Here is a 14,515-nt window from a genome sequence, read left to right as displayed (position 1 = left end):
CCGATTGAATGTAAATATTATCACCAAGTTATTTTTGCGCCTCGCGGCTACCTCTGTGTTTCATAAGGCCAGCTGCCCATGCCCGCCCCAAAGTTATAGACGTTCGTATAGCCGCTCTGCGCCAGCACTTCGGCGGCACTCGCGCTCCTGGAACCGACCGCGCAATAGACTAGAACCGGTTTGTTCTTGTCGATTTCGTTCATCCTCGAAGTAAATTGGCCGATGGGGATGAGCTTCGCGCCCGTGATATAACCCTCCGCGAACTCATACTCTTCGCGCACATCGATGATTTGAAGATTCGTGTCCGAATCGATAAGCTCTTTCGCTTTTGCCGCATCGATATTTTGATAAGCGGCCCGCTGTTGTGTTTGCGGCGCGCCTGGGTTTCGCGATACGCCTGGGTCGGGCGCGACGGTCTGGTCGGATGAACACCCGACAATATACGCCATCGAAACGAGAATAGCAGCTACAACCACATACTTACTCAAACTGGACAACTCGTCGACCTCCTGGTTCAATCGGTTAGTTATATGCCCTACCGGGTATAGGTAGCCAAATATGCTGATTTGAATTATACCACAGCTTCCGGATTTCGCTTCTATTATTTTGCCGCTTGAAAAAATAGCGCGTTTTGCGGTAAAGTAACAGTTAGAGAAATGTTAGATTCTCGTGAAAGGAAGTTTTTTGTGGAGATGAAAAGAATATTGCCGGTAGCCATTATAGCCTTAGCTCTACTAAGCCTGGTCGCGTATGCGATATTGTTCAAGCCAAGCACGGAGACAACACTTCCCGGGCCGGTAGGCCAACTTAGCTCGACCCAACAAAACCAAGGACAAGCGCAGCAACCGCAAGCCGCACCGGCGCCGGCACCGGCACCCATACCTAACGAGGCGGTCAGCTCAAGCGAACCCGCGACGGTGGTGCCTAACGGCACCGACCTAAAGCAATACTGCGAAAAATACTACGCGGCCTGGAAGGCGGCGGACTGGCAGACGGCATTTACAATGCAGCCGCTGAGCAAGCAGCAGAAGAGCGACGTCAATAGTTTACAGCAGAGCCTGCAAGGTTACGGAATGGTTAGCTATACAATAGGGGAGCCGCAGATAGATAAAAATATAGCCGTCTTGGGTGTCAACCTAGATTTAGGGCAAAACGGTATCTGGAAAACGAACTGGACCTTCGTCAAGAACGACAAGGAACAATGGACGGTTCAAGACTCAACCACGGGAATGGTTCAATAGCCGCGAATCAACGCGCGCAATCAAAACCGGGCACGAGCGCCCGGTTTTTTTATGCTCTGAGACTCGACAAATATCGAAAATTTCGATATTTGGAATGTTGCTCCTGTGTGGTTCGGAGTGTACAAACAGGGGCGCCGTGATGCTCAAGCGACTTCGAAGCCCGTGCAACCGTTTCTCGCGCAATCGCGTCCTTCATCCGAAGCTTTCTTGCACATCTCGACGCTACAGGTATCCCTTCTCTGGGGGGCCTGAGGAAGCTCGCCACTTTCAAAGAGGGCGATAAACACTTCGGCGACGAGCGGGTCGAACTGGCTGCCCGACCCCTTTCTTATCTCGGCTATAGCCTGTTCGCAGGGTAGAGGCTCGCGATACGGCCTTTCCGAAGTCATCGCCTGGTACGCGTCGGCCACGGCTAGTATTCTGGCTTGAATAAGAATACCCTCACCGCTTATGCCATAGGGGTATCCACAACCGTCATAGCGCTCGTGGTGCTGGAGGACGATGTTGGCGAGGTCTTCGAAATCGGCGAGCGGTTTCAATATTTGATATCCCTTCAACGGGTGGAGTTTAATCTCGGCATACTCATCGCAGTTCAAACAGGCTGCCTTATATAGAATCTTGCTCGATATGCCGATTTTGCCTACGTCATGGAGTAAGCCTGCCGCATGAACCTTCTCGGCCCGCGCTTCATCTATGCCCATCGCGAGCGCAATCGCCTTTGAGATTACTGCGACCTCTTCGGAGTGCCCGCACGTATATTGATCTTTCGCTTCGACCGCTTTTGCGAGCGACTCGATGGTTTCCAGATAAGAGCGCTCGAGCTTACTAAACAGGAGTGAATTCTCGATTGCCAGCATAGCCCGGTGGGCCAAAGCTTCGATGAAGTCTATCTCGTGCGCTTCAAAAGTTATCCAATCATCTTTACCCAATGCTATAATGCAAGCGCGATTCCGCTGCAAGGCAATGGGTATCATTGCTATGCTCTTGATTTTCTTATCGACGAAACCGTATTCTTCGCCGCCGAACTCGGATTTCTTGACGATGCGCGTCTCGCCCACCTCCAGTATCTCGTTGATAAGCCCGAAATCCTCTACTAGGTTACGCCCTTTGAGCATATTGCAACCGCTTGACGCGTGCTCGACTACAGGATACCCGCCACAGCTATTGAGAAGGATTATCGCGCCCCAACTCATTCCGGTAGACTCGATGATCCGTTCTTTGATTTGATCTATTAGGTCATCGATACCGACGATTTTCAGCCCGGTTTTCGCAATATTCTCAAGGGCGCCTAAGCGTACTCGTGCTTCATGCTCTTGCTTGTAGAGCTGAGCTTTTACGGTTGCGGTTGTGATCTGGTTAGCCATGTAGCCGATGAGCGCGATATCCTCAGCGGCAATCTTCGACGCATAGGTCTTGCCTACGGTAAGCGCTCCAACGACTTTTCCTTCATATCGAAGGGGTGTCCCGGCGACAGACTTAATACCGAGCGCGACAACGACTTCCGATTGGGAGCCGACGGGGTCATTTTCCAGGTTCTCCAGATAGACCGACCGGTCTTCTTTGACGACCACACCTCAGACCTCTTGCCCGAGGTGAAGCGTCGAGAGCTTGGCGGCGAGCGTCTTTGGGATTTCTCCATAAGCTGCCGCTATTTCCAGCACATTCTTGTCTTGATTTAAGAGATAGACGAAGCCGACATCGAAGTTTCCTATCTTGACGACCGACTTCAATGCATTATCGAGTACCTTGTCAAGGTCGAGCGACCGGCCTACGGCGAGCGCGACTTCATTGAGCGCCTCTAGCTCTTTCTCTCGCCTGCATGCCTCTTTCTTGGCCTTGCTATAGATAGTTTTAAATAAGAGGAAGACCCACAATATCGATATGGCGACCATTCCCAATGCGATTATGTCGACGTTGGAAATGACCGCTAATAGAGGAAGACCTGAAGTAGAGACTTTGAGGTATGGGCTCTCTTTTAGAAACAGCGTACTCAGAATCGCCAATACTGCGATAGCGCCGCAAAACACTGCGATAATGTCATAGTTTGGTGCCGATACAATGGTCTTGAGCCGCTCGGTTTTCATATACATATGCACCCAACGTTATTCTCTTAGTATTGCATAGGCTATCGGCTTTACGTGCGGAATCCTTTAATTGCTTTGCCCTGAGAGCGGTAGTTTGGGTAAGAAGTGTCGCCGTCACTTTTTCGTCTCAATTATATAATCGGCAGTCCGTGCGGCGAGCGCTTCTATCGTAAGAGTCGGATTGACGCCGGCCCCGGTAGTGAAAACGCTGCCGTCACAGACATAAAGGTTCTCTACATCATGCGCGCGGCACCATTTATCTACGACGGATGTCCCGGGGTCGTCGCCCATCCTGCATGTCCCGAGTAAGTGCGCCGACCCCGGGTATTGAAAGGTCTCGACCGCTCCCGCGGCGGCATGTATCTCTTCGCACTTGCGAACAGAGTGCTCGATTATCTTCTTGTCGTTGTCGAGATACGAATAGGTCACTTTAGCTCTTGGAATCCCGAATTCGTCCAATTCGTCCGAGAGGGTTACGGTATTGTTCTCGCTCGGCAGGCACTCACCGACAATGCCGAAGCTCGCGTAATGATTATAATCTCGCATCTCATCGACAAGGCGCCGGCCCCACAGGCCTTTCCCCCGTATTAACGCCTTCGAAAACTCGATTGGCTGCAAAGTCTCGGTCTCGATCGTGTAGGCGCGCGCAAAGCCGTCGTTCGGTTTTCGCGAGTACCACTCCTGGGTCAAAGCTAATCCTTGCGGACCCCGGTATTGCCTTATCATCGCATCGTACTTGCCGATAACGAAGTCGGCGGAGTGAACCATCAAGAATTTACCGACGACACCGGAAGAATTGGCAAGCCCATCGGGAAAGCTCGCCGATGTCGAGTGTAAGAGCAAACGCACGGTCTCTACCGAATACGCCGAGAGAATAAAGGTATCGCCTTGTTGCTCGAATTCCCTACCCTTATGGACATAGGTCACGCTCTCGACTCTGCCCGTTTTGCCGATATTTACCCTTGTGACCATAGCGTTTGGAAGAATTGTCGCGCCATGCCTTAGGGCCTCGGGAACATAGGTGACAAGGGTGCTCGATTTAGCTTTCGGCTTGCATCCGAACTTGCAGAAACCCCGATATGTGCAGGGTTTACGGTCTTTTGTGGGGCTCGTTATGATAAACATCGGCCCGGCGGTTGAACGCGCTCCGATTCGCGCACAGCCGCGCCGGAAGGTATCGTGCATGCAAGACTGCTCATGGCTTCTTTTAGGGAAGGGCCCCTGATATGGACCCCACGGAAAAAAGGTTGGACCGGAGACCTGGTTGAACCGCTCGACCTCAGCGTAATACGGCTCCAAGTCCCGATAGCTGATAGGCCAGTCTTCGCCAACGCCATCGACGGTCTTCGTTCGAAAGTCGTCTTCATGAAAGCGAAGGGCATACCCGACAAAGTGAACGGTGCCGCCACCGACGCCGCGCCCCGAATTCGGCCATCCGAGTTCGATAGGGTCGCGGCCGCCACTGATTCGCTCATCGAGCCAGAAGAGTTCATAGAGCATTGAGAGTTCGTCGCTAGCGAAATCCTCCGAATCCCGGTGCGCGCCCGCCTCCAGGGCGACCACCGATAGCCCGGCGCGCGCCAGCTTAGCCGCGAGCACGGCGCCGGCAGCTCCCACACCCACTATGACAACATCTACATGCCCGGCGTTAGTCGCGGACATGGCCGACCTCGCCCGCCTCTTCGGGGTCTTTGCGCCCGCACCGCACCCTTACATATATCCCGGGATATTTTGGCCCGCCCCACCCTATCTCACTCCATGCGCTCGGGTGCGCATAATAGATGGCGGCCACCGTCGAGACGATTTGCTCAAAGGCCGGGCGAGCGGGTATCTTCCGCCAGGAAAGCGAGTGCGTCTCGCCTTTCAGAATCGCACCGAGCACCGTATCCTGAGTTTCTTCCCCCAGCGCGTCAAAGCGCTTTTCATGGCGGATCCGGGCTTCTTCGTCGAGAGTCGCGACAAATAGCCTCCAGAATTCACGCATAGGGGGCATATTCTCATATCGTGTGCCGTCGGTCACGTTTCTCGCCAATTTCTCATCGACAAACGGCACTATCGGAATCGGTTCCTTCCGCGACTGGGGCAGCAGACGCGCGGCGGCGGCCTCGAGCGTCCTCACCTCATCGGGGTCAAAAAACAAGGGCTTTGGGATAATGCCTACCCTGCGCTCAACGACGAACCTTGTTTTGGAATCCCATGAATCTTCTCCGTCGATGACCTTATAGCCCGGATAGCCCTCCATTAATACCTCCAAAAGACGCCGGCGACAATACCCGCGAGGCTAATAAGACTGAGACATAGCGGAAAGAAGACGGGCGGGCCGACCATGATGTTGTCGAGATTCCATCCCCCGACACGACGCCTAACGCCCCTGACGTGAAGAACAGTCCCCGCCAAGCCGGCAAGAAAGGTCAGGGCCGCCAATATAGCGAAGACGTCGAGCGCGATTCCGCGCAAGACCAAAGCGACCAAACCCGCGACGACGACTATCGGTATCAACACGACCGGTTCCCACATCAATAGATGGTAGAACGACCCGCGATAATGCATTATCAACACTTGCCCCCAGAGCAACGAGAGCAAGGCGATCGATATTATAAGCACCCATAGCTCGAGTGGCGCACCGATGGACAACTGCTCTCACCCCCACAACATACGATGGCTTCACGACTCATATATATTATGCCCTGCCGCCCGTACTTCTATCACCTAGCTACAAGAGATTAGATGCGCTTCACTTCAGTGCCGCTCCATCCGGGCGCAACGAGCGCGCAAAATCACCGGATTCCGCATGTGCCATACTTCCACCGCGTAAATACCATGTTGAACCCCGCCCGCCCCCGGCTTAATTTCGCCGCCGACATTGGACATTTAACTAATCCGAAGGGCGTTTCCGGTCGATAGTCAATTAGACCGCCGCTTAGAAATATTTCGATAGATACAGCCGGTGAATCGAGGTTTACGTGCGTTTTTTCAATAATAACTACAATCCAACAAGATGAATTATCAGAGCCTGGACATCGGCAAAAAAATACTCCTGCCCATAATCATCATCTCGCTAATAGGAACGGTGTTGACCTTACTCTCGACCCTGAGCCTAATAGAAGAGCAATCTCGCGCAACCACGATTCGAACTATTGAGCGATCGCGCTATATCATCAAAGAGGAATTCCACGGAGCGGAGCATCACCTCGTCCCTGAAACCGCGGTGCTCGCGAACAGCTCGGTCGTACGCGAAAGCATTGAACGGCGGAATAAGCACTTGCTCGTAGAGGAGCTTCAGCTATCCAAAAGCATCTTTGTCGTCGATTGCATAAGAGCGGTCGACGAAAACGGCAACGACCTCGCCCATGTGGGACCGGAGATGGACGCGCATAGGACGTTGTTCAGCATTGATAGCGGAGCCGAACGGTTCTCACTCTTCGTCCGCAACAGGGACACCGTCTGGATAAACGCCGTCGCCCCCGTCAAGCTTGAAAACGGGCGCGTAATCGGATATATCGTGGCCGGCAATCGAATCGACCAGGCGTTTCTGGCGCGAATAAAGGAAAAAACCGGCGGCGAGATTGTCATAGAATACGGCAACCTGCTTGCCGGGTCATCGCCGCGCGCGGTTGACACAACACTCAAACACAGTTTCGACGAGAACCATTTCCGTCCTTTTTCCGACGGCATGATCGCACAGGGGTCTAACTACATCCTCGATAGGGTCGAGATAGAAACAGATGGCGGAAACAAAGCCTATATCTATGCGCTTATCTCGACAAGCGACAATGTCGAAGCGAAGAAGCGCAACACGCTAACGGTTCTTGCGGTCAATTTCGGCACACTCCTAATATTGCTGATAGCATCATATCTGGTAGCGTCGAACATCTCGAAATCGCTCAGGCTGATGTCGAAACGAGCCCGAATGATCGCCGAAGGCAACTATAAACAGCGTATCGATTATACGAGAATCAAAGAGATAGACGAGCTTGCGACAAGTTTCAATATTATGAGCGATTCTCTAGAGCGCAACCGCTTACTATTGGAGGAAAAAGCATATACCGATGGACTGACGGGCTTGTTCAACCACCGCTACTTCCACGATGGCCTGGCCGGCGAGATAGACCGGGTTTACCGATGCCGTCGACCTCTAAGTATAATCGTGACCGACATCGACGACTTCAAGAAGATCAACGACACCTTCGGTCACAAAAAAGGCGATGACGCGCTGCGGATGCTGGCGGAGCGGATGCGCGCATCTATCCGCGATACCGATATAGCATGTCGCATCGGTGGCGAGGAATTCGCTATAATCCTTCCCGAAACACCTTCAAATGACGCTTATAGTGTTGCCGAGCGACTCCGCCTGGACATCAACTCGAAGACACTCGAAGATATCGGGAGAATAACTATAAGTTTAGGTATAGCCACATTCCCAGACCATGCGCTAGACAAAGACAGCCTTATAGGGGCGGCCGACACGGCTATGTATAAAGCCAAGCGCAAAGGTAAAAACCTGACGTTAATATATGACGGTGAGGAATTGTATGGGCCGGTAGCTGAAGAAGATAAATGGCTCATCGAAGAAGCGTACTATATCGACACGCTTCACGCGCTTGCCGCCGCTGTGGACGCAAAAGACCAGTATACACATAGTCACTCTGAACATGTCGCCTCGTTTGCCACATTGATCGGCCATGAGCTTGCGCTTTCCCACCCTCGTATCGAGCACTTGCGTATCGCGGGCCTCCTCCATGACGTGGGAAAAATCGGTATTCCCGATAACATACTAAAAAAAGAAGGTGCGCTCACCGACGAGGAATTCCAGGAAATCAGGCTCCACCCCATATTCGGCGAGCGAATTTTGACGCGCACGAAGCTCGAACCGGTCTTGAAGGCCATACTGTACCATCACGAAAGGCTCGATGGCTCGGGATATCCGTATGGCCTGCAGGCGGAGGCCATACCGCTGGAGGCGCGCATACTCGCGGTAGCGGATGCTTTCGAAGCGATGTGCTCCGATCGCCCCTACCGAAAAGCCCTCAGCATAGAGGAAGCCCTTGTTGAGCTAAAGAAAGACAGGGGATTCAAACTCGATGAAATCGCGGTCGACGCCCTCGTTCGAATCATCGAACGCGATGATTCGGTAAGAAACATAATAGCGCGCCGCAGCTCGAATCTGACGGAATCGTTGGAACAGGCTTTCGATGAAGGGGCCCTATAGTATGAAACCCTTCTCATTTATCTTACAAGGAGTGCGGGACAAACAACCGCTGATGGATTACAATCTAGAACAGGAACGCCAATCCTGAAGCGAGCCGCCGCCGATAACCGATAACCGATAAGCGGGAATAAATCATGTTGCTTGAGTTAATCGATATCTCGCTCACCTTCAATGCTAGTGTGTTATTTAGCAATGTGTCGCTGGAGGTAGACGCGGGCGACCTGGTAATCATAGGCGGGCCTTCGGGTAGCGGTAAATCCAGTCTGCTGCGGCTTTTAAACCGGCTTAACGACCCGACGAGCGGACGGATCGACCTAGACGGACGGCCGTTAACCGATTATAAAATTGTCGAACTTCGACGGCGAATCTGCTACATACAACAGACCCCGGTCATGGTCGAGGGCACTGTCAAGGACAACTTGCTCTTACCCTTTGGCTTTGAGTCACTAAGAGGCCTTAAGCCGCCAACCGATGAGACCCTTATCGGCCTCCTCCGTAAATTCAAACTAAACGATATCGCGCTCTCAGACCAGGCCATGGTCCTTTCGGTCGGCCAAAGACAGCGGCTCGCTTTTATACGGGCGCTACTACTTGAACCAAAGGCATTGCTGCTGGATGAACCGACCTCCGCTCTCGACCAAGGTTCGCGCCGAGTCGTCGAGGAGTATGTCGAGAGGCTGGCCGGTGAAGAGAATTTGGCGATACTCATGGTCACTCATCTGGATTTTAAGCCCAAGCACATGCAAGCACGGCGATATACGCTTAAACAAGACGGCCTGGAGGAGCATGCGGGATGAGTGTTGTAGACATAACCTACGGGCAGCTGCTGATAAGCCTGATTTTTGTAATTATTGCGGGACTTGCGTCCATACGCCTCCAACTCGACTTAGAGCGGGATATCTTCTGGGGTACGATTCGCACCTTCGCCCAGCTATTCATGATCGGTTACATCCTTAAATATATATTCGCGATCAACAACCTCTACCTGATTTTATTTGTCTTCACAGGCATGATAGTTTTCGCCGCCTTCACCATAAGAAGCCGGGTAAAAGAACGAAGTATCCCCTATTTTGTACCGACGTTTCTATCCATGTTCACAAGCTACATGTTCGTCACGATTGTCGTGACCGCCTTCGTCGTGCAGGTTGAGCCATGGTACAAACCACAGTATTTCATTCCGCTCGGCGGCATGGTCGTTGGGAACTCGATGACCGCTATCGCCATCACCCTCGAACGGATATTCGCGGATATCCGAAAAAGTCGCGATGAGGTCGAACTCTACCTGTGCCTCGGCGCAAATCACCGTGAAGCGACCTCTCGGATTACAAGGGAGGCGATTAAGGCGGGAATGATTCCATCGACAAATTCGATGATGGCGGTGGGCATTGTGTTTATGCCCGGAATGATGACAGGGCAAATACTGGCAGGTGTCGACCCCATCTTGTCGATAAAATACCAGATTGTAGTTATGTTGATGCTCGTAGGCTCAACCGCAATCGGCAGCATTATCGTCGCGTTTATTGCGCGAAGCCTGTGCTTCAATAAGGCCGAGCAAATATTGCTCGGATAAACCAACTTGCCTATCGCTTCTCCGTAATCTGAACTACCTGCGTCTTGCCTCATCCAAAAATGTACTCCAAGAGTTATTGACATCTTGAAAAGAGACGGTTATAATTTTTCTTGAGAAGAGACTGAGTCTCATTCTCATATTATCAACAGTTTGGCATCACTAAACTCATATTGGATCCCGGAAATTCAATGAAAAGTTGCTTGGAGGGGTGGGGAATGTGGGGCTAAAGGTTGCGAGGAGGTTTATTATGTCGCTTGCGGATATTCCCACATATACTCGTTGTCACGTTAAAGCGGTTTCCTGGGCGGAAGATAACCTAAAGTATATAAAAGCCGGGGTGAGCCGGGGCAGCAACTTGCGGGTAATCTGCCGGTATCCCGATAGTAAACCAAAGTTTGTGGAGGTCGAACTCGAAAACAAGTCGTTGATCACGCTTCCACTTTCCTTTGCTAAAGAAGTTACCGTAGAAATCGCTGACACGGCTTAGAAAGGAACGATATGACAGTTGCGATTATAGGAGGTTTGACTAGGTTGAACCAACATTACCCCAAGCTTGCCGAGGAAGAAAATTTGCACATAAAAGTATTTCCCCGATATAGTGTCGGGCTTTGTAAGAAAATCGCGGAGACCGACGGCGTTATTCTGTTTACCAATCTCATATCGCATAAAGCGGCTCGCCACGTCTACAAGTTGGCGAGAGAAAACAAGATCAATTTGATTTGCAGCCATAACTGCAGTGTCTCATCGGTGAGAGATTGCATCGCTGAGTTAAAGAAGAGTAATCGCGCCGCCTGCCGGTGCCGCGCCGAGCAAGGCTGCGGATGCGGTGGCGGCTCGACCCACGGCTGCGCGGGGGGCTGCGGGTGCCAAGAGAGATCATCGCATAGTCCTGGTGGCGCGGGAAGGCAAATAAACCCGACATGCAACCAGCCGGATGTTGGTCTGTCAGAGGGCTCAGGCAGCGCGGACATACGCGCGGCTGTTCATAATATATCTAGAGATAAGCTTGAGCCGTAAAGCTCGATTATCTCAGTTGGAATCGGAGTACCCATGCTTTTGAGGAGGAAAAACGATGGCACCGGTAAGCGTAACTCCAGGCCGCCTGAGGCTTGAAGGCCGCGAGTTAATCGGAAAAAAACACAGCTGCTCACTCCTAGCAATTAAAATCAACGCGATCACGGGAGTGATAAGGTCGGATATTAATCCCCGAACAGGGAGGATACTAATAATTTTCAATACGTCAAACATTGAAAGCAAAGTTCTCATAGAGCAAATTGGCAATATCCTCGATGAAATTAAAGGCGAAATCGATAGCTCACACATTATTGAAACGTATCATGGTTCCCCTTGTTCGCGCTGCGCGAACAATCAGGGCAACGAAAAAATAACGAGGGTCGCCATTCGCGCAGCGGTCGATATCGCATCACATTTCCTTTTGCCAAAACCGTTGAGGGTTTTAGGCCCAATCGTAGCGAACGCTATCATGAAGTCTTAAAGCTCAAAAATCCGTGGTTTACGGTTCAAAATGACAACCGGATAAACGGCGATTTCCATTTGTTGTAGCTCGAAAATCGTTGCGGCTCAGCTTCTATTTTTTGAAAGTTGGGTATAGACTGCGTACGCACACAAAGCTGAGGCTTGGCTGCAAGGGAAAACATAAATTTAAATAGTTAGTTGTAGAATCGTTGACGACCGTGGTGGGCATAGAGGAGGAGCATTTATGGAGAAGAACATGGGAGAGCACTTACAAAAGCAAGTAAGCGAATACATGCGAAAGAATGCCGGCAAGCATCTGGGGGAGCATTTTACCGGCTACTTCCTCAAAAAAAACCTGAGCCTCGCAACGGTGGGTGCGTTGAGCGCTCTTGCCGTGATCGGAGTCGGAAAAGCCTCGCAGAAATTGAGGCCGGCGTTGGTAGGTGTAGTAAAAGAAGGCTACGCTTTCAAGGAATGGGCAGCGGGAAGAGTAGAAAAAGCAAGAGAGAACGCGGAGGATATTACCGCTGAAGCGATTTATGCCTATCACAAAGAACTCGAAACGACCGGAGACGCTATAAAAAAAGAAAAAGAGATCCTGGACAAAATAGAAAAAACCGTGGAACAGAAATTGGCTAAAAGAAAACCCGGCAAGGAGGAAAAATAGATGCATACTACGATGAAAACCATAAAGTATCTCCGTTCCGCGTTAAACTTTGCCCTGGGCGCGGGCGCGGTAGTCGGAGGTTCCTACATATTCTCCAGGATCAAAGAGAAGCAGGATGCGGAGACAAGAATCGAGAGGATGGAGCAAATACTAGAGAAACTTTCGGAGGAAAAAGATTAATAAGTAATGAATTACACTATCGTCCATGAGTTGCCCGGCAGATTGAGGATACGACTTTCCATTCCCAAAAAACCGGGCATAGATTTAACACAGGTAGAAAAGACCCTGCGCGATGTTGGGGGCGTCGAGAAAGCCGCTTTTAATGGCCGAACAAAAAACGTTCTCATAACGCTAAACGGCAACCCCAATACTAAGGGCAACCTTTTACGGGCTATAGAAAATATGCCGTTAACGGGGCGCCACAAGAGAGGCGCCCCCGCGGCCGAAAATCTCGTGCGAAAAAAGAAGTCCGTTATTAAAGCGGGGGCTATGCTGCTGATATCGCCCTTAACGCCTCCCCCCGCTAAGCCGTTTATCGCCCTCTACGGGGCTCTGCCCATCATCGAAAAGGGAGTCCGGTCTCTTCTAAAAAGAGGCCTAAATATCGATGTCCTTGATTCGTTGGCCCTGAGCACAGCAATAGGCATGCGAGATTACCGCACGGCAGGGGTAATCTCGCTGCTTTTAAAGGTCGGTGACTACCTGGAAGAATGGACAAAGGACAGGTCTAGAAAGATACTCACCGAGATGTTCCGGTTCACCGACGATCATGCCTGGATAAAAAACGGCGATAAAGAAGAGCGGGTTAAGGTGGTTGATTTAAAAGAGGGCGACGCCGTCATCGTGAGAACGGGCGGGCGCATAGCCGTCGATGGAATAATTCTTGAAGGTGAGGCAATGGTAAACCAGTCATCCTTGACTGGGGAGCCGCTGCCGGCGATGAAGCGTCAAGGCACAATGGTTTATGCGGGCACCGCGATAGAAGAAGGATTTCTTACCGTAAAGGCATTAAGCGTTGGCGGAGCCACAAGAATATCAAAAATCGTCAAACTGATCGAGGAGTCCGAAGACCTAAAGGCGGACGTGCAGAGCCACGCGGAAAAACTCGCAAACAGGATCGTCCCATATTCTTTCCTCCTTGGAGGGCTTACATATGCCCTTACCGGTAACCCCGCAAAGGCGGCATCCGCCCTGCTGGTTGATTATTCTTGCGCTATAAAGCTTTCAAGCCCGTTGACCATAATGGCGACCATGATGAAAGCGGCGAAGAAGGGGGTCTTGATAAAGGGAGGCAAGTTTATAGAAAAGATGGCGGATGCGGACGTATTTGTTCTCGATAAGACCGGCACCCTTACAGAGGCTACGCCAAAGGTCGTGGATGTCATCGCCTTTAATGGATACAGCAGGGACTATATTCTCAGACATGCCGCTTGCCTGGAAGAGCACTTTCCCCACCCTGTTGCTACCGCGGTGGTAAAGAAGGCAAAGAAAGAAGGCGTTGTCCATGACGAAGAGCACGCGGATGTGGAATACGTCGTCGCACACGGCATCGCATCCAGGTTGGGCAAGAAGAGGGTGCTTGTTGGAAGCAAACATTTTATTCACGAAGACGAGGGCATTGCTATAGCAAGCGTGGAGCAGTCCATAGATAACTTTGCCGCGAATGGTCACTCGATTCTTTACGTCGCAATCGGTAAAGAGCTTGCGGGGGTTATAACAATCGAAGACCCTCTGCGAGACAACGCCCAAAGGTTCTTGCGCAAACTAAAGAAATCAGGGGTGAAAAGAATCATTATGGTAACCGGAGATAACGAGGCGACCGCGCGCAATGTGGCAAAGGGATTGGGCATAAAGGAGTATTACGCGCAGGTACTCCCTGAAGAAAAGACCGGGATAATAAAGAGGCTTAAAGACAAAGGCCACACGGTCGCAATGATCGGAGACGGCGTAAACGACTCCCCCGCCCTATCCCACGCGGATGTTGGCATATCTATGAAGCAAGGCGCGGACATTGCCAAAGAGGCGTGTGACATATTACTCCTGGACGGAAACCTCTTAAACATTATTGACGCTAGGATAATGTCACGGACCGCCTTGTCTTTGATTAAGCAAAACTTCGGGTATATCGTTGGAATTAACTCCGCCTTATTAGGTCTTGGGCTATTGGGGGCAATATCGCCCGCCGCATCGGCCTTCGCACACAACGTCACGACTGTCGGGGTGACACTTAACAGCCTGCGACCGCTCAGGGGTGTAAATTGAAAATCT

16 protein-coding genes are annotated in these 14,515 nt (G+C 51.3%); 10 read left to right on the top strand and 6 right to left on the bottom strand.

Annotation, left to right across the window (positions count from 1 at the left end):
* Positions 1 to 47: 47 nt before the first annotated feature.
* Positions 48 to 497, bottom strand: a complete 450-nt coding sequence (locus tag KGZ93_07405; protein MBS3909437.1) for a rhodanese-like domain-containing protein — start codon at positions 495 to 497, stop codon at positions 48 to 50.
* A 189-nt stretch (positions 498 to 686) separates the two neighbouring features.
* Here KGZ93_07405 and KGZ93_07400 point away from each other — a divergent pair, with 189 nt between their 5' ends.
* Entirely contained in the window at positions 687 to 1,241 is a 555-nt protein-coding gene (locus KGZ93_07400) for a hypothetical protein (GenBank protein ID MBS3909436.1), read from the top strand.
* Between the two features lie 143 nt (positions 1,242 to 1,384).
* Here the strand turns inward: KGZ93_07400 and KGZ93_07395 are convergent, their stop codons facing one another.
* The 5 genes from KGZ93_07395 to KGZ93_07375 all read right to left on the bottom strand — a co-directional run bounded on the left by KGZ93_07395 (position 1,385) and on the right by KGZ93_07375 (position 5,929).
* Positions 1,385 to 2,812 (bottom strand): HD domain-containing protein, encoded by a 1,428-nt coding sequence (locus KGZ93_07395; protein ID MBS3909435.1) that lies wholly within the window; start codon positions 2,810 to 2,812, stop codon positions 1,385 to 1,387.
* Between the two features lie 3 nt (positions 2,813 to 2,815).
* Entirely contained in the window at positions 2,816 to 3,325 is a 510-nt protein-coding gene (locus tag KGZ93_07390) for a hypothetical protein (protein ID MBS3909434.1), read from the bottom strand.
* Positions 3,326 to 3,439: 114 nt separating this feature from the next.
* The gene (locus KGZ93_07385) at positions 3,440 to 4,987 is read right to left on the bottom strand and encodes a GMC family oxidoreductase (GenBank protein ID MBS3909433.1); all 1,548 of its coding nucleotides are present in this window, start codon (positions 4,985 to 4,987) and stop codon (positions 3,440 to 3,442) included.
* The gene (locus tag KGZ93_07380; protein ID MBS3909432.1) at positions 4,974 to 5,567 is read right to left on the bottom strand and encodes a gluconate 2-dehydrogenase subunit 3 family protein; all 594 of its coding nucleotides are present in this window, start codon (positions 5,565 to 5,567) and stop codon (positions 4,974 to 4,976) included. Before KGZ93_07380 ends, KGZ93_07385 begins: the two co-directional genes overlap by 14 nt.
* On the bottom strand, positions 5,567 to 5,929 hold the full coding sequence (locus KGZ93_07375; GenBank protein MBS3909431.1) for a hypothetical protein: 363 nt from the start codon (positions 5,927 to 5,929) through the stop codon (positions 5,567 to 5,569). The genes KGZ93_07380 and KGZ93_07375 overlap by 1 nt, the downstream gene beginning before the upstream one ends.
* 394 nt (positions 5,930 to 6,323) lie before the next feature.
* Here KGZ93_07375 and KGZ93_07370 point away from each other — a divergent pair, with 394 nt between their 5' ends.
* From KGZ93_07370 to KGZ93_07330, 9 genes are all read left to right on the top strand, one after another.
* Positions 6,324 to 8,534 carry a diguanylate cyclase gene (locus KGZ93_07370; protein ID MBS3909430.1) on the top strand — a complete coding sequence of 737 codons (2,211 nt, stop codon included), beginning with the start codon at positions 6,324 to 6,326 and terminating at the stop codon, positions 8,532 to 8,534.
* Between the two features lie 134 nt (positions 8,535 to 8,668).
* On the top strand, positions 8,669 to 9,331 hold the full coding sequence (locus KGZ93_07365; GenBank protein ID MBS3909429.1) for an ATP-binding cassette domain-containing protein: 663 nt from the start codon (positions 8,669 to 8,671) through the stop codon (positions 9,329 to 9,331).
* Positions 9,328 to 10,104 carry an iron export ABC transporter permease subunit FetB gene (gene fetB, locus KGZ93_07360; protein ID MBS3909428.1) on the top strand — a complete coding sequence of 259 codons (777 nt, stop codon included), beginning with the start codon at positions 9,328 to 9,330 and terminating at the stop codon, positions 10,102 to 10,104. Before KGZ93_07365 ends, fetB begins: the two co-directional genes overlap by 4 nt.
* A 247-nt stretch (positions 10,105 to 10,351) precedes the next feature.
* Positions 10,352 to 10,591, top strand: coding sequence for a hypothetical protein (locus tag KGZ93_07355; protein ID MBS3909427.1), 240 nt, complete (start codon positions 10,352 to 10,354; stop codon positions 10,589 to 10,591).
* Positions 10,592 to 10,635: 44 nt separating this feature from the next.
* Positions 10,636 to 11,121, top strand: coding sequence for a DUF2325 domain-containing protein (locus tag KGZ93_07350; protein ID MBS3909426.1), 486 nt, complete (start codon positions 10,636 to 10,638; stop codon positions 11,119 to 11,121).
* A 55-nt stretch (positions 11,122 to 11,176) separates the two neighbouring features.
* A complete protein-coding gene (locus KGZ93_07345; GenBank protein MBS3909425.1) occupies positions 11,177 to 11,599 on the top strand; it encodes a hypothetical protein in 423 nt (140 codons plus the stop codon).
* 273 nt (positions 11,600 to 11,872) lie between these two features.
* A complete protein-coding gene (locus KGZ93_07340) occupies positions 11,873 to 12,247 on the top strand; it encodes a hypothetical protein (GenBank protein ID MBS3909424.1) in 375 nt (124 codons plus the stop codon).
* Positions 12,248 to 12,427 (top strand): hypothetical protein, encoded by a 180-nt coding sequence (locus KGZ93_07335; GenBank protein ID MBS3909423.1) that lies wholly within the window; start codon positions 12,248 to 12,250, stop codon positions 12,425 to 12,427.
* A gap of 6 nt (positions 12,428 to 12,433) precedes the next feature.
* On the top strand, positions 12,434 to 14,509 hold the full coding sequence (locus KGZ93_07330) for a heavy metal translocating P-type ATPase (GenBank protein MBS3909422.1): 2,076 nt from the start codon (positions 12,434 to 12,436) through the stop codon (positions 14,507 to 14,509).
* The last annotated feature ends 6 nt before the right edge of the window (positions 14,510 to 14,515 follow it).

This window comes from Actinomycetota bacterium, from assembly GCA_018333515.1.
Lineage (GTDB): Bacteria > Actinomycetota > Aquicultoria > Aquicultorales > Aquicultoraceae > Aquicultor.
The sequence above is the reverse complement of the archived record's forward strand: the minus strand, read 5'-3'. Positions and strand labels throughout refer to the sequence as shown.